The sequence below is a fragment of the Mycolicibacterium sp. XJ662 genome (assembly GCF_053484035.1).
Map to the genome: position 1 here is coordinate 179159 of NZ_JBEFTL010000005.1, position 14533 is coordinate 193691.

Annotated in this window: 15 protein-coding genes; 10 read left to right on the top strand and 5 right to left on the bottom strand. The window is 65.4% G+C overall.

The features are described 5' to 3' along the window. Window positions 1–8 precede the first annotated feature (8 nt). The 5 genes from ABQE93_RS16420 to ABQE93_RS16440 are packed head-to-tail and all read left to right on the top strand — an operon-like array spanning window position 9 to window position 6102. Window positions 9–1025 (top strand): MCE family protein, encoded by a 1017-nt coding sequence (locus tag ABQE93_RS16420; RefSeq protein WP_448408902.1) that lies wholly within the window; start codon window positions 9–11, stop codon window positions 1023–1025. Beyond that, window positions 1022–2272 carry an MCE family protein gene (locus tag ABQE93_RS16425; protein ID WP_448408901.1) on the top strand — a complete coding sequence of 417 codons (1251 nt, stop codon included), beginning with the start codon at window positions 1022–1024 and terminating at the stop codon, window positions 2270–2272. Before ABQE93_RS16420 ends, ABQE93_RS16425 begins: the two co-directional genes overlap by 4 nt. After that, window positions 2269–3537, top strand: a complete 1269-nt coding sequence (locus tag ABQE93_RS16430) for an MCE family protein (protein ID WP_448408899.1) — start codon at window positions 2269–2271, stop codon at window positions 3535–3537. Before ABQE93_RS16425 ends, ABQE93_RS16430 begins: the two co-directional genes overlap by 4 nt. Next, window positions 3534–4673: an MCE family protein gene (locus tag ABQE93_RS16435; RefSeq protein WP_448408898.1), complete on the top strand. Its 1140-nt coding sequence runs from the start codon at window positions 3534–3536 to the stop codon at window positions 4671–4673. Before ABQE93_RS16430 ends, ABQE93_RS16435 begins: the two co-directional genes overlap by 4 nt. A gap of 1 nt (window position 4674) precedes the next feature. Next, window positions 4675–6102, top strand: coding sequence for an MCE family protein (locus ABQE93_RS16440; RefSeq protein ID WP_448408896.1), 1428 nt, complete (start codon window positions 4675–4677; stop codon window positions 6100–6102). Between the two features lie 84 nt (window positions 6103–6186). Here ABQE93_RS16440 and ABQE93_RS16445 read toward each other — a convergent pair whose 3' ends face one another. Together ABQE93_RS16445 and ABQE93_RS16450 are read right to left on the bottom strand one after the other, a co-directional pair. Beyond that, entirely contained in the window at window positions 6187–7758 is a 1572-nt protein-coding gene (locus tag ABQE93_RS16445) for a glycoside hydrolase family 13 protein (protein WP_448408895.1), read from the bottom strand. Continuing rightward, on the bottom strand, window positions 7758–8153 hold the full coding sequence (locus tag ABQE93_RS16450; RefSeq protein ID WP_448408894.1) for a globin: 396 nt from the start codon (window positions 8151–8153) through the stop codon (window positions 7758–7760). The genes ABQE93_RS16445 and ABQE93_RS16450 overlap by 1 nt, the downstream gene beginning before the upstream one ends. A 138-nt stretch (window positions 8154–8291) precedes the next feature. Here ABQE93_RS16450 and ABQE93_RS16455 point away from each other — a divergent pair, with 138 nt between their 5' ends. Genes ABQE93_RS16455 through ABQE93_RS16465 form a run of 3 tightly spaced genes read left to right on the top strand, consistent with a single transcriptional unit; the run spans window position 8292 to window position 9646 of the window. Further along, a complete protein-coding gene (locus ABQE93_RS16455) occupies window positions 8292–8933 on the top strand; it encodes an HNH endonuclease (protein ID WP_448408892.1) in 642 nt (213 codons plus the stop codon). A gap of 25 nt (window positions 8934–8958) precedes the next feature. After that, window positions 8959–9192 carry an aa3-type cytochrome oxidase subunit CtaJ gene (gene ctaJ / locus ABQE93_RS16460; protein WP_448408890.1) on the top strand — a complete coding sequence of 78 codons (234 nt, stop codon included), beginning with the start codon at window positions 8959–8961 and terminating at the stop codon, window positions 9190–9192. Next, on the top strand, window positions 9179–9646 hold the full coding sequence (locus ABQE93_RS16465; protein ID WP_448408889.1) for a DUF5130 domain-containing protein: 468 nt from the start codon (window positions 9179–9181) through the stop codon (window positions 9644–9646). Before ctaJ ends, ABQE93_RS16465 begins: the two co-directional genes overlap by 14 nt. 67 nt (window positions 9647–9713) lie before the next feature. Here ABQE93_RS16465 and ABQE93_RS16470 read toward each other — a convergent pair whose 3' ends face one another. The 3 genes from ABQE93_RS16470 to ABQE93_RS16480 form a co-directional block, all read right to left on the bottom strand. Continuing rightward, window positions 9714–10064 (bottom strand): HNH endonuclease, encoded by a 351-nt coding sequence (locus ABQE93_RS16470; RefSeq protein WP_448408888.1) that lies wholly within the window; start codon window positions 10062–10064, stop codon window positions 9714–9716. Between the two features lie 94 nt (window positions 10065–10158). Then, a complete protein-coding gene (gene pepN, locus ABQE93_RS16475) occupies window positions 10159–12753 on the bottom strand; it encodes an aminopeptidase N (RefSeq protein WP_448408887.1) in 2595 nt (864 codons plus the stop codon). A 43-nt stretch (window positions 12754–12796) separates the two neighbouring features. After that, complete coding sequence (locus ABQE93_RS16480; RefSeq protein WP_448408886.1) at window positions 12797–13180, bottom strand: DUF732 domain-containing protein; 384 nt, start codon at window positions 13178–13180, stop codon at window positions 12797–12799. A gap of 167 nt (window positions 13181–13347) precedes the next feature. On the opposite strand from ABQE93_RS16480, the gene ABQE93_RS16485 reads away from it, so the two are divergent. Together ABQE93_RS16485 and ABQE93_RS16490 are read left to right on the top strand one after the other, a co-directional pair. Beyond that, window positions 13348–13956 carry a mycothiol-dependent nitroreductase Rv2466c family protein gene (locus tag ABQE93_RS16485; protein WP_448408884.1) on the top strand — a complete coding sequence of 203 codons (609 nt, stop codon included), beginning with the start codon at window positions 13348–13350 and terminating at the stop codon, window positions 13954–13956. A gap of 103 nt (window positions 13957–14059) precedes the next feature. Next, window positions 14060–14533 carry a ribose-5-phosphate isomerase gene (locus ABQE93_RS16490; RefSeq protein ID WP_448408882.1) on the top strand — a complete coding sequence of 158 codons (474 nt, stop codon included), beginning with the start codon at window positions 14060–14062 and terminating at the stop codon, window positions 14531–14533.

The following is a 14533-nucleotide window of genomic DNA, read 5'->3' on the forward strand; positions in this document are numbered from 1 at the left end:
GACGTAGTATGTCCGGGCTTCTGATCCGCCTGGCAATCTTCTTCGTTGTGTGCGCGCTGGGCGCTTTTGGCCTGATCGCCATCTTCGCCCAACTCAGGTTCCAGGAGGAGAGCACCTACCACGCCTCCTTCAGCGCGGTGACCGGGCTGGAGAACGGCAACTTCGTCCGCATCGCCGGCGTTGAGGTCGGCAAAGTCAAACACATCGCGATCCAGGATGATTCCACCGCGTTGGTCGAATTCAGTGCCGATGACTCCGTGATCTTGACGGAGGGCAGCAGGGCGGTCATCCGATACGACAACCTGATCGGAGGACGCTATCTGTCGTTGGAGGACGGCGCCGGTGGAACCAGGAAGCTCATCCCTGGTGACACGATCCCGATGACCCAGACCGCGCCGGCACTCGATCTCGACGCGTTGATCGGTGGATTCCGGCCGCTGTTTCGAGCGTTGGAACCCGATCAAGTAAATGCGTTGGCGGGCCAGCTGATCTCGGCGTTTGAGGGGCAGGGGCCCACGATCGGGTCGATTCTCACCCAGACCGCTGTACTGACCAACACGCTGGCCGATCGGGACGAACTGATCGGACAGGTCGTCGTCAACCTGAATACGGTGCTGGGTTCACTCGGCGATCACACCGACAAGTTCGACAAGGCTGTGGACTCGCTGTCGGAGCTCGTGCACGGGCTCGAGAAGCGCAAGCAGGACATCAGCACTGGGATGGCGCACGCCAACGAGGGCGCCCGCAGTATTGCCGGCCTGCTCGCCGAGGCCCGTGAGCCACTGAAGAAGGTGGTTACCGAAACCGACCGTACGGCAGGAACCGTGCTGGCCGATCACGAGTACTTCGACGACCTGCTCACGACACTTCCGGACGCTTACCGCGTGCTGGGCCGGCAGGCGATCTACGGCGACTTCTTCAGTTTCTACATGTGCGACGTGGTTCTGAAGTTGAACGGTAAAGGCGGCCAGCCTGTTTACGTCAAAGTCGCCGGTCAATCCACAGGCAGGTGCACCCCACGATGAAGCCCTTCAGGGAACGCAACCCGATCATCATCGGCGCCGTCGCGCTGACCGCGGTCGCAGCCATCGCCGTGGGTGCCTTCAACTTCAACAAGCTGCCGTTCCTCAGCTCCGACACGACGTACTCCGCGTACTTCGACGAAGCGGGCGGTCTGACGACCGGCGCCCCAGTGCAGGTATCGGGCTTTCGCGCCGGGCAGGTGCGCAGGATCGACCTCAAACCCGAGGGCGTGCTGGTCACCTTCTCCGTCGCTGACAACATCCGGCTAGGGGAGCGAACCGAGGCCGCCATCAAGACAATCGGCCTACTGGGTAACAAAGTTCTGGGGATTACGCCGCGCGGGGAGGGCCGATTGTCCGGCACCATCCCGATCGAGCGGACCACCTCGCCCTACCAGCTTCCCGACGCCATCGGCGACTTGACGGCGACCATCAGCGGCCTGGACACCGGCCAGTTATCCGATTCGTTGCGGACACTGAGCGATACGCTTCGCGACACCCCACCGCAGCTGAAGGTCGCGGTCGACGGCATCGCCCGATTCTCCGAAACCCTCAACCGACGCGACACACACCTGCGTGAGCTACTGGCGAACGCCCGCAAGGCCACCGGGGTGTTGGCTGGGCGTACCGACCAGATCGTACGGCTCATCTCCGACACCAACGCCATGCTTGCGCAACTGCAAAGCCAAAGCGCTGCACTGGACCAGATCTCCGGCAACATCTCGGCACTGGCCAATCAGATTCTCGGGTTCATCACCGAGAACCGGTCGACCATGAAACCGGCGCTCGACAAGTTGAACGGAGTGCTCGCAACAATCGACAACCGCAAAGCCGAAGTGCGGGAAGCATTCCGCGGCCTGTCCGCGTACGTGATGGCCCTCAGCGAATCGGTGAGCTCCGGGCCGTTCTTCAACGCCTACGTCGCCAACTTGTTGCCCGGTCAGTTCGTACAACCGTTCGTCGATGCCGCGTTCTCCGACTTGGGTTTGGATCCGAACGTGCTTGCGCCCTCGGAGCGTACCGATTCGCAGGTCGGCCAGCCCGGCACGCCAGCGTCGCCGGTGCCCTTTCCGCGCACCGGGCAGGGCGGCGAGCCGCGGCTACATCTGCCCGACGCCATTACCGGTAAACCCGGTGATCCGCGCTATCCGTACCGCGAGCCGCTACCGCCGCCGCCACCGGGCGGACCGCCGCCAGGGCCTCCGGCGCAGCCGTCGGCCGAACACGCTTCCGGGCAGGGTGACCGATGAGCAGGGCACACACGCGTATCGGCGTAATCATGACCTTGATTGTTTCCCTGGTCGGCGCGGCGGCCCTGTTGATTGGGGCCGCGCGCGAGACGAACCGCACCCGTGTGGTGGCGTTCTTCCAGAACAGCAACGGCGTCTTCGTCGGCGATGACGTCCGGATCCGAGGCGTCACTGTCGGCAAGATCGACGCCATCGAACCGCAACCCACGACGGTGAAGATCACGTTCTGGGTGGATGGCTCCTATTCCGTTCCGGCCGACGTCAAGGCAGTGATTCTGTCGCCAACACTGGTGACAGCAAGGTCAATTCAGCTCACCCCGCCGTATCGGTCAGGCCCGACCCTGCCCGACGATGCGGTGATCGGCGAAGACCGCACTGCGGTACCGATGGAGTGGGACGACTTCCGCGGTCAACTCGAACGGCTCACCGAGGCGCTGCAGCCCACCGAAGCAGGTGGTGTCAGCACCCTGGGCTCCTTCATCAACACCACGGCTGACAACCTGCGGGGGCAGGGGCCGGCGATTCGCGATGCGATCACCAAACTTTCGCAGGCGCTGTCGTCTCTCGGTGATCACAGCGACGACATGTTCACCAGCGTCAAGAACCTGTCCTCGCTGGTGTCGGCGTTGCAGGACAGTACGGTGCTGATACGACAGCTCAACAGGAACCTTGCCTCTGTCACGGGACTGCTGGCCGACGATCCCGGCGAAGTGGCGCACGCCATCGAGGACATGAATTCTGTCCTTGGCGAGGTGAAAGCGTTCGTTGCCGACAACCGCGAAAGCATCGGCACGACGTCGGAGAAGTTGGCGTCAGTGTCCCAGGTGCTGGTCGACAGCATCGACGACATCAAGCAGTTCCTGCACGCCGCTCCCACGGGACAGGCCAACCTGATCAACTCGTATCAACCCGCCCAGGGCACCCTCAGCGGAGCGTTGTCGGCCAACAACTTCAGCGATCCCATCACCTTTCTGTGCGGCGCGATTCAGGCCGCATCACGGCTGAACGCTGAACAGTCGTCGAAATTGTGTGTGCAGTATCTGGCACCGATCGTGAAGAACCGCCAGTACAACTTTCTGCCGCTCGGGCTCAACCCATTCGTCGGCGCCAGCGTACGTCCCAACGAAGTCACCTACAGCGAGGCCTGGATGCGGCCGGATTACGTTCCACCCCAACCGATACCGGGCGCGGAGCAGCCGGGGCGGCAAACCGATCCGGGCGAAGGGTTACCCGGAATAATGGTTCCGCCCGAGGCGGCACCATGACGCGGGCACGACGGTGGCGAACCGCCGGTGTGGCGGCAGTGCTGGTATTGAGCACAGTGTTGTCCGGGTGCGGTTGGCGCGGATTGAACGCCCTTCCGCTGCCCGGCACTCAAGGTCGTGGCCCGGGCTCCTTCACGATCCAGGCGCAGATGCCCGATGTGCACAACATTCAGCAGAATTCGCGGGTCCGCGTGGGCGACGTGAACGTCGGCACGGTCACCACGATCGAACGACAAAGTTGGCACGCACTGGTGACAATCAGGCTCAACGGTGACGTCAACGTCCCCGCCAACGCCACGATCTCGGTCGGGCAGACCAGCCTGTTGGGATCACTGCACATCGAACTCGCGCCGCCGACCGACACACCGCCACAGGGCAGGCTGCGCCAAGGCTCCGTGATTCCCCTGTCATCGGGCCGCGCTTATCCGTCGACCGAACAGACACTCGCCGCGGCGTCACTGCTGCTCAACGGCGGTGGAATCGGGCAGGTTCACGACATCACGAAGGCATTGAGCACCGCATTTGCCGGTCGCGAAGACGATCTGCGGAGCCTGCTGGTGCAGCTGGACACGTTCATGGACCGGGCGAACGATCAAACCAGCGACATCATCGCTGCCACCGAAAGTTTCAACCGGCTCGTCGAACAGTTCGCTGCGCAGAAACCCGTCGTCGACAAGGCGCTCGAAGCGATCCCAGATGGCCTGGCAGTCCTCAATAGCCAGCGCGACAACCTTGTCGAGGTATTCGATCAGTTGGGCAAGTTCAACGCGCTGGCCACCGACTCGGTCCACCAAACCCGCGCCGCGCTGGTTCAGGAACTCAAAGACCTCGGCCCGGTGCTCGAGTCGCTCGCGAACGCCGGCCCTGCCTTGACGCGTTCGCTCGACCTACTGACCACCTATCCCTTCCCGAAGGACACGCTGACCAATTGGATGCGCGGCGACTACGCCAACGTCACCGTCGTCGCGGACCTGACCCTCAGTCGGATGGACTCGGCTTTGTTCACCGGAACTCGCTGGGAGGGCGACCTCACGGAGTTGGAGCTGCAATGGGGTCGCACCATCGGCCAGCTGCCCAGCCCCTACACGGCAAGTAACCCGCTGATGGCGCCTTACCGCTGGGATCAGGGGCCTTAATATGCATCTCAACAGACGAGTCCAGTTGCAGCTGGTGTTCTTTGCCGTGATCTCCCTGTTCGCCGGCGGCGCCATGGCATTGACGTATCTCAGGGTGCCGAATCTTCTTTTCGGCGCCGGCCAGTACCAGGTCACCGTGAACCTGCCCGTCGCCGCCGGGCTCTACTCCAATGCCAACGTCACCTACCGAGGCACCGAAGTCGGCCTCGTCAAGGATGTGCGGTTGAGCCCGACCGGGGTGGACGCCGTCCTCACCATGCAGACCGGTATCGATATACCCGCCGACCTGGATGCGCGCGTGCACAGCCAGACGGCGCTGGGGGAACAGTTCATCGCGCTCGTGCCGCGCAGCGATGGCGGCCCGCTGCTGAAGAACGGCGACGTGATTCCCGTCGACCGCACAACGGTGCCTGCCGACATCAACGCGCTTCTGAGTGCGACCAACCGAGGCCTGCAAGCGATTCCGCACGACAACCTGAAGACGGCCATTGACGAAGCGTTCACCGCCGTGGGCGGTCTGGGTCCCGAACTGTCCCGGATTGTCAGATCCAGCACCACATTGGCCATCGATGCGCGCGACAACCTCGACGCGTTGACCACCCTGATCGACGAGTCTCAGCCGATTCTGGATACCCAGATCGACACCTCGGACTCGATTCAGGCGTGGGCCGCCAACACCGCGCAGATCACCCGCCAGGTGCAGGAGAACGACGCGGCGCTGCGCGGCATTTTGGACACCGGTCCGGACGCCGCCGAGGCGGTTCGCAGCATGCTTGATCGCGTGCAACCGACCCTGCCGGTTTTGATGGCGAACCTGGTCAGCGTCGCCGACGTGGCCGTCACCTACCAACCCAACTTGGAACAGCTCCTGGTGCTGACCCCACCGGGGCTGGAGATCCTGCAAGGCGCCGGTCTGGCGAACCGCGACACGAAACAGGACTACCGCGGGCTTTACCTGTCGTTCAACCTGAACCTCAACCTCCCGCCACCCTGTATGACCGGATATCTGCCGGCTCAACAGCGACGACCACCCAGCGAGGTCGACTATCCCGACCGTCCCGCCGGTGACCTGTACTGCCGGGTGCCGCAGGACTCGCAGTTCAACGTGCGCGGCCTGCGCAACGTGCCCTGCGCCGCCCGCCCCGGCAAGCGGGCTCCGACCGCCAAAATGTGTGAGAGCGAAGAGAATTACGTACCTCTCAACGACGGGTACAACTGGAAGGGCGACCCGAACGCGACGTTGTCTGGGCAGGCCGTTCCGCAACCTCGCCCCGAAACGCCGACGCCGGTGGCGATTGCGCAGTACGACCCGAATTCGGGCACCTATGTCGGATCCGACGGCCGCACCTACACGCAGTCCAACCTTGCGCGCAGTGCGCCCGAGGGCCAGACATGGCAGCACATGCTGCTCCCTCCCACAGACCCGTGACCGATATCTCCGCGAGCAGACGCAGAAGGCCCCTCTGAGGGGCTCCGAAGGGGCCTTCTGCGTCTGCTCGCGGCTAAAGAAGGGCTAAAGAAGGGACAGCCAGGCGGCGGTGTCGGGCGGCAGCTTGCCGTCGACCAGCGGGGCACTGGCCAACAGCACCTCGCCGTCGGGCAGCGAGATGGCGGCGTCGCCCGCGTTGAGTACGCACACCAAGCCGCCGTCGCGCGCAAAGGCCACACTGTCGGCAGGGGAGTCGAGCCACGAAACCGTGCGACCCTCGAATTCGCGTCGTGTGCGGCGCAATTCGAGGGCGCGACGATACAGCGACAGCGTGGAATCGGGGTCGTCGACCTGCTTCTCGACCGTCAGCGCCGCCCACTCGGGCGGAATCGGCAACCACGTATCGGCATTGGTGGAGAACCCGAACGGCGGCGCGTCACCTTCCCACGGCATCGGCACCCGGCATGCGTCGCGGCCGCGCTGTGTGCGTCCCGACCGCTCCCAGATCGGGTCGCGCAGCGCCTCGTCGGGCAGGTCGACGTTGGGCAGGCCCAGTTCCTCGCCGTTGTAGACGAACACCGCGCCCGGCAGCGCCAACATCACCAACGCCATGGCCAACGCCCGCGACAGCCCGACCTGCCCGCCGCCGTAGCGGGTCGGCGGGCGGTCGACATCGTGGTTCGACAACGTCCACGTCGGGGTGGCGTCCACCAGATCCGCAGCGGCCATGGAGTTTTCGATCGCTTCGCGGATCTCGGCCGCGTCGAAGTGGCACCGCAACAATCGGAAGTTGAAGCCCAGATGCAACTCGTCGGGGCGCAGGTAGCGGGAGAACTGTTCGTTGTCGTAGACCCACACTTCCCCGATCGCGACCGCGTGCTCGAAATCGTCGAACACGCGGCGGATCTGACGGTGGATCTCGTGCACCCCGTCGTTGTTGAACCGGGGATCCTTGTCCATATCGGCCAACAGCATCTCGGCCCTGGCGACCTCCATGTCCGGTAGCCCCGGCGGCTTGGCCATCCCGTGCGCGACGTCGATGCGGAACCCGTCCACGCCGCGTTCCATCCAGAACCTCAGCGTCTTCTCGAGGTCCTCGAACACCTCCGGGTTGTCCCAGTTGAGGTCGGGTTGCTCGGCGTCGAACAGGTGCAGGTACCACTGGCCGGCTGCGCCGTCGGGTTCGACGACGCGGGTCCACGCCGGGCCGCCGAAGATCGAGACCCAGTTGTTCGGCGGTTGGCTGCCGTCGGGCCCGGCGCCGTCGCGGAAAATGTAGCGCTCACGTTCGGCGCTGTCCGGGCCGGCCCGCAGCGCCGCCAGAAACCACGGATGCTGTGAGCTGGTGTGGTTGGGCACCAGATCCATGGTGATCTTGATGCCGCGTCCGTGGGCGGCCTCGATGAGCCGGTCCAGCGCGCCGAGGCCGCCGAACAGCGGATCCACGTCGCGCGCATCGGCCACGTCGTAGCCGTGATCGGCCATCGGCGACACCATCACGGGGTTGAGCCAGATCGCGTCGACGCCGAGGCCCTGCAGATGGTCCAGTCGGGCCGCGACGCCGTCGAGGTCGCCGACACCGTCGCCGTCGCTGTCCCGGAACGACCGTGGATACACCTGGTAGAAGACGGCCGAAGACCACCAGCGCGCGGGCATCAGAACGGCGAGTTGACCAGCGAGTCGGCCGCCATCTCCAGATAACCCAGCAACTGCTTGCGATGGACGTCGTCAAGCGTCTCGGAGTCGATCTCCGCGATCGCGGTGTGCATGCAGCGCAGCCAGGCGTCGCGCTCGAGGTAGCCGATGCGGTAGGGGACGTGGCGCATCCGCAGTCGAGGATGGCCGCGCCGCTCGGAGTAGGTGTGCGGTCCACCCCAGTACTGCTCGAGGAACATCCTGAGCCGCTCCTCGGCGCCGTCCAGGTCGTTTTCCGGGTAGAGCGGATAGAGGATCTCGTCGTCGCGCACGAGTTGGTAGAAGCGCGACACGATCGCGCGGAACGTCTCGTGGCCACCGACCTCGTCGTAGAACGATCGTTGGGACTGGGTCACGCCCCCATTGTGTCTTGTCGCCCGATGTGGCTGGTCAGACGGTCGGCTACCGGTTGTTCATCGGACTGACCTGCGAACACGGGGAGAAAGACCGTGCGATCGGCGCGAAACAAGGGTTTACTGTCCGTCGGAGGACGTATGGCGCATCGCAAGAAAGGCCCGTCCAGAAGAGCGGGCTTGTCCGGGGCCGCGACATCGCGCGCCCAGACGCGTGTTCTGCACAGCGTCGAGACCCATCCACCAAGTAGCAGCGACGGCTCCTTTTGGGGGCGTCGCCGAGTCCTTCTGCTGAACGCCACCTACGAACCGTTGACCGCTCTGCCCATGCGGCGGGCGGTCATCATGCTGATGTGCGGAAAAGCCGACGTCGTGCACGACGACCCGGCCGGGCCGGTCATCCACTCCGCGACCCGGTCCATCGTCGTGCCCTCGGTGATCCGGCTGAAGGCCTACGTGCGGGTGCCCTACCGGGCCCGCATCCCGATGACCCGGGCGGCGTTGATGCATCGCGACCGGTTTCGCTGCGCCTACTGCGGAGGCAAGGCCGACACCGTCGACCACGTGGTGCCGCGCAGCCGCGGCGGCGACCACTCCTGGGAGAACTGCGTTGCGGCCTGCTCGACGTGCAATCACCGCAAGGCCGACCGGTTGCTCGGCGAGCTGGGATGGACGCTGCGTTCGGTTCCGCTGCCGCCGAAGGGACAGCACTGGCGGCTGCTGTCGTCGGTGAAGGAACTCGATCCGTCGTGGGTGCGATACCTGGGTGAAGGCGCGGCGTAACCGCGGCTGGTATACGGTTTCGGACGTGAGCGACGCAACTTCATACGCGATAGTGATCCTGGTGCCGCTGGCGCTGACCGCTGTGCTGGCCGCGTTGATCTGGCGGGGCAAGGGAGTGCACCCGGAGACTTACGAGTTGTCCGAGAAGTGGACGCACGAACCGATCTTGTGGGCGTCCGACGAACCTGCTGACCATGGCCACGGCGGCCATGATTCACACCCGTTCACCGTAGGAGGCGGCGCCAGTGGCAAGTGGTGAAGTTACGACCATCGAATCGGCGGACCTGCCGCTCGGTTGGGTCGTCACCAGCAGCGGACGGATTTCGGGGGTCAACGAACCCGACGAGCCCTCGCTGTCTTACCCGTTTCCCGTCAAGGACCTGGTCTTCCTCGACAACGCGCTGAAGTATGGCTCCCGCGCCGCGCGGGCGCGCTTCGCGGTGTACCTCGGCGATCTCGGCGCTGACACCGCTGCAGGTGCCCGCGAGGTCCTGGCTACGGTGCCCACGCCCGACAATGCGGTGCTGCTCGCGGTCTCGCCTAACCAGCGCGCGATCGAGGTGGTGTACGGCAACGACGTCAAGGGCCGCGGTATCGAGGACTCCGCACCCAAAGGGGTGTCGGCCGCCGCAGCAGCGTTCAAGGACGGCAAGCTGATCGACGGCCTGATCGAGGCCGTCGAGGTGATGAGCGCGGGCGTCCGGCCCCGCTAGTGTTGCTGGCCCTCTTCGGCCGCGAGCGTGCGTGTTTGCGCCCGACACGCCGAGGTTTTGCCGAACTTTACGCACGCTCGTCGGCGAACGTGGCGCGGATTTCGACGTAGCGAGTCAGGAACTTGCGTTCGTCGAGGCGCTTGCGGCGCATCCAGCCGGTGACCTCTTCGTTGCACTTGCTGGTGTTGCACGACGCGCACGCCGGCACCACGTTGTCGATGGTGTAGCGCCCGCCCCGCGAGATCGCCATGACGCAGTCGCGTTGCAGTGGGCCCTCGGTCGCGCCGCAATAGGCGCAACCGTTCCACGCGGCTTTGATCGCCGCCCATTGGTCGGCCGTGAGGTCGTTGTCGACGGCGCTGAGCCGACGTTTGCGCTTGCGGGCAGCGCGTGCCCGACGGCTCCGGTTGACGGCCACCTTCCGAGGATGCCGTGCGAGCGTGCGTAAAGTTCCGCAAAACTCCGGCGTGTCGGCCGCAAACACGCACACTCGCGCCAAAAGGGGGCTCGCGTCAAAGGCTCGCGTCGAACCGGCGTGCCCGCAACGCGCGCTCCACGCCGGCGCGGCCTTCGACCACAAGCCGGCGCAGCGGCGGCGGTAGGTCGGGATCGGCCAGGAACCGGTCGGCGGCGTCCAGCCCCTCCTGGCTGACATCCCACGACGGGTACAGCCCGATGACGACGGTCTGCGCGACCTCGCTGGAGCGTCGTTGCCACACCCCGGAGATCGCGCCGAAGTACTTGTCCCGGAACGGTTGCAGCAGCTCCTGTTGACCCGGCTGCACGAACCCGCCGACGATCGATCGTGCGGTGATGTTGGCCAGCGTGTCGTCCTCGATGACCTGCTCCCAGGCCGCTTCCTTGACCGCCAGCTCGGGACGGGCCGCCGCGGCGGCCAACGCGTGGCGCTGTCCGGCCGCCGTCGGATCCCGTTGCGCCTCGGCGTCGATGAACGGCGTCGCCATCCCGTCGCTGTCGATCCCGCCGGCCGCGGCCAGCGCGGTGACGATGCGCCAGCGCAGGTCGGTGTCCACGTTCAGCCCGGGAAGTCCCTTGTCGGCCGGGTCGCTGTCCAGCAGCGCCGACAGCACCTCGATGTGGCGCGGGCTGAGCACCGAGCCGCACAACGCGTTGACGAACGCCAACTGGTGATCCGAACCGGGCGCGGCGTTGCGGGCCGATTCCAGCAGCAGGTCGGCGAACTCGGGCCAGCCCTCCTCGCCGGCCCACTGTGGGTCGGCATAGGAATTCAGCGCGGTCTGCGCCTGCAGCAACAGCCGTTGCGCCACACCGACTTCGGTCTCTGCGTGCACACCGCCGCAGACCAGCGCCACGAAGTCACGGGCCGTCAGCTCCGCATCGCGGGTCATCTCCCAGGCCGCCGACCACACCAGCGTGCGGGGGAGCGGCTCGGCGATGTCGGCGATGCGGGTCAGCACCGTCTGGAGCGAATCGGGATCCAGACGCAGCGAGCAGTACGTCAGGTCGTCGTCGTTGACCAGAATGAACTTCCCGCGCGAAACCCCTTGCAGCGCAGGTACTTCGGTCATCGACCCTTCGATGTCGAGCTCCTCACGGTGCACGCGAACCAACTTGCCGGTGCCGGCCGGGTCGTCGTCGTAGATCCCGACCGCCAGCCGGTGCACCCGCGTCTCACCGGCACCCGGCTGCGCGCCGCTCTGGCTGATCGAGAACCGGGTGAACCGGCCGTCGGCGTCCAGGTCGAAGTCCGGTCGCAGCGTGTTGAGCCCGGTCGTCTTGAGCCACTGCTGCCCCCAACCCGACAGGTCGCGTCCCGAGGCCTTCTCCAGCGCGCCGAGCAGATCCGAGAAGGTGGCGTTTCCAAAGGCGTGGTCGCGGAAGTAATCCCGCAGCCCGGCCAGAAACTCGTCCTCGCCGACATAGGCGACGAGCTGTTTGAGCACGCTGGCACCCTTGGCGTAGGTGATGCCGTCGAAGTTGACCTCGACGGCGGCGAGGTCGGGGATGTCGGCGGCCACCGGATGCGTCGACGGCAGCTGATCTTGGCGGTACGCCCACGACTTCTCGACGTTGGCGAACGTGGTCCACGCTTCGGTGTACTCGGTGGCCTGGGCCTGACACAGCACCGAGGCGAATGTGGCGAAGGATTCGTTGAGCCACAGGTCATCCCACCACACCATGGTGACCAGGTCGCCGAACCACATGTGCGCCATCTCGTGCAGCAGCGTTTCTGCGCGACGCTCGTAGGACGCCCGGGTCACCTTGCTGCGAAAGACGTAGTCCTCCAAGAACGTTACGGCGCCCGCGTTCTCCATCGCTCCGGCGTTGAACTCCGGCACGAACAACTGGTCGTATTTGCCGAACGCATAAGGGATGCCGAAATTGCGGTGGTAGAAGTCGAATCCCTGCTTGGTTTCGGTGAACAGCCGGTCGGCGTCCATGAACTCGGCCAGCGACTTGCGGCAGAACAGGCCGAGCGGGATGTCACCGTGCTCGTCGGAGTAGGTGTCATCCCAGCGCGCGTACGGCCCGGCGATCAGCGCCACCAGGTAGGTGCTCATCCGCGGTGTCACAGTGAAGCTGTGCCGCTTGGCTTTTCCGTCGTCCTCGATGCCCAGGGTGGCGCCGTTGGACACCACTTCCCAGTGCGACGGGGCGGTGACGGTGATGTCGAAGGTGGCTTTGAGGTCGGGCTGGTCGAAACAGGCGAACATCCGCTTGGCGTCGGCGGTTTCGAACTGCGAGTACAGGTACACCTCATCGTCGACCGGGTCGACGAAGCGATGCAGGCCCTCACCGGTGTTGGAGTAGCGGCAGTCCGCGTCGACGACGAGCACGTTGTGCTTGGCAAGCCCGGTCAGCGGGATGCCGGTGGATTCGTCGTACCCGGAGACGTCGATGGGGCGGTCGTTGAGCGTCGCGCGGTGAACGGCGTCGGCTGCGAGATCGATGTAGGTGTCGGCGCCGGGCAGCGCGTCGAACTCGACGGTGGTGGTGGAGCGGAAGGTGCGCTCGCCGGGGTTACCGTCACCGTCGGTGACGTCGAGGACGATGCGGTAGCTGTCGACGGTGACGAGCGCGGCGCGCTCGACGGCTTGATCGCGAGTCAGGTTGGGTAAGGCCACCCAACCAACCTATCGGCTGGCGCAGCGCCGCCCGCTGCAGCGCTTAGAGGCCCGGGATCGCCCGCGCCGCGGGCAGCCAGTCCAGCACCGTGCCGTTACCCACCGAGGCCAGCATCTGCGGACAATACGACTTGATCGCGATGCCGGTGAAGAACGCGGCGACGCCCGGCGGGATACCGCTGTCCGACACCCGCGTGTACACCTTCGCGATGTTCTCGCCCGGCTCGACGAGCAGCGGACACACCGATTCGCCGAGGGCGACCATGTCCACCGGATTGTCGACCGTCATGCCCGCACCGCGAAGCGCGGCCAGAAACGCGTCGTCGACCGGATCGGCGTGGGCGGGCGCCGCGAGCAGGGCTGCGGCGGCGGTCGCGCCGATGGTCAGCGCGAAGGTCTGGGCCGTTCGATTAACATGCTTGTTCACTTTGGTAACGATTCATTACAGCGGTCACAGCAGAAACACGGTTTGGTCACCGTTTGTACATTAAGGCGTTTCTCATCAGGCTCAGATTCGTCGGCCATGCTTGGGGAACACGTTGCACATCTACGCAGTTGTGCTGAACGGACCGCAGTCAACGAGAGGACGCCCTGATGCCCGAGAAGTCCGTCGCCGATTTTTGGTTCGACCCGCTGTGCCCGTGGTGCTGGATTACCTCGCGGTGGATCCTCGAGGTCGAGAAGGTCCGCGATATCGAGGTGAACTTCCGCGTCATGAGCCTCGCGGTGCTCAACGAGGGCCGCGATGTGCCCGAGGACTATCAGGAGGCGATGAAGAAGGCCTGGGGCCCGGTGCGGGTCGCCATCGCCGCCGAGCAGGCCAAGGGCCGCGAAGTCCTCGAACCCCTGTACACCGCGATGGGAACCCGGATCCACAACCAGGACAACAAGGACTTCGACGTCGTCATCAAGGAGTCGCTGGCCGAGGCGGGCCTGCCCGCCGAACTGGCCGACGCCGCCACCACCGACAAGTACGACGAGGCGTTGCGCAAGAGCCACCACGAGGGCATGGACGCCGTCGGCGAGGATGTCGGCACGCCGACGATCCACGTCAACGGGGTCGCCTTCTTCGGCCCGGTGCTCTCGAAGATCCCGCGCGGTGAGGAAGCCGGCAAGCTGTGGGACGCCTCGGTGACGTTCGCGTCGTATCCGCATTTCTGGGAACTCAAGCGCAGCCGCACCGAGGCGCCGAGCTTCGACTGACCGCGGCCCCCGGGTGCTTCGCGAGACGTACACCAGGGTCGTTGAGGCGCCAAGATCACGACCCTCATGTTGATTTCGCGAACACCGAAGTAGGGTGACCGCCATGCGCGTCTACCTGGGAGCCGACCACGCGGGCTTCGAGTTCAAGCAGCGGATCATCGAGCACCTGAAGGCCAACGGGCATGAGCCCGTCGACTGCGGGGCCTACACCTACGACGCGGTCGACGACTACCCGGCGTTCTGCATCGCGGCCGCCGAGAAGACGGCCGCCGACCCGGGCAGCCTGGGCATCGTGCTCGGCGGTTCGGGCAACGGTGAGCAGATCGCGGCGAACAAGGTCCCCGGGATCAGGTGCGCGCTGGGCTGGAGCGTCGAGACCGCGAAACTGGCGCGCGAGCACAACAACGCGCAGATGATCGGCATCGGCGGGCGCATGCACACCGAAGACGAGATGCTCGCGATCGTCGACGCGTTCCTCAGCACACCGTGGTCGGATGCCGAACGCCACCAACGGCGTATCGACATCCTCTCCGAGTACGAGCGCACCCACGTCGCGCCGCCTGTGCCCGGCGCTTAG

What these genes read in the sequence shown, in the direction of transcription:
- ABQE93_RS16420 (WP_448408902.1), top strand. Translation starts at nt 9, where the DNA reads ATGTCCGGGCTTCTGATCCGCCTGGCAATCTTCTTCGTTGTGTGCGCG.
- ABQE93_RS16425 (WP_448408901.1), top strand. Translation starts at nt 1,022, where the DNA reads ATGAAGCCCTTCAGGGAACGCAACCCGATCATCATCGGCGCCGTCGCG.
- ABQE93_RS16430 (WP_448408899.1), top strand. Translation starts at nt 2,269, where the DNA reads ATGAGCAGGGCACACACGCGTATCGGCGTAATCATGACCTTGATTGTT.
- ABQE93_RS16435 (WP_448408898.1), top strand. Translation starts at nt 3,534, where the DNA reads ATGACGCGGGCACGACGGTGGCGAACCGCCGGTGTGGCGGCAGTGCTG.
- ABQE93_RS16440 (WP_448408896.1), top strand. Translation starts at nt 4,675, where the DNA reads ATGCATCTCAACAGACGAGTCCAGTTGCAGCTGGTGTTCTTTGCCGTG.
- ABQE93_RS16445 (WP_448408895.1), bottom strand. Translation starts at nt 7,758, where the DNA reads ATGCCCGCGCGCTGGTGGTCTTCGGCCGTCTTCTACCAGGTGTATCCA.
- ABQE93_RS16455 (WP_448408892.1), top strand. Translation starts at nt 8,292, where the DNA reads ATGGCGCATCGCAAGAAAGGCCCGTCCAGAAGAGCGGGCTTGTCCGGG.
- ABQE93_RS16485 (WP_448408884.1), top strand. Translation starts at nt 13,348, where the DNA reads ATGCCCGAGAAGTCCGTCGCCGATTTTTGGTTCGACCCGCTGTGCCCG.
- ABQE93_RS16490 (WP_448408882.1), top strand. Translation starts at nt 14,060, where the DNA reads ATGCGCGTCTACCTGGGAGCCGACCACGCGGGCTTCGAGTTCAAGCAG.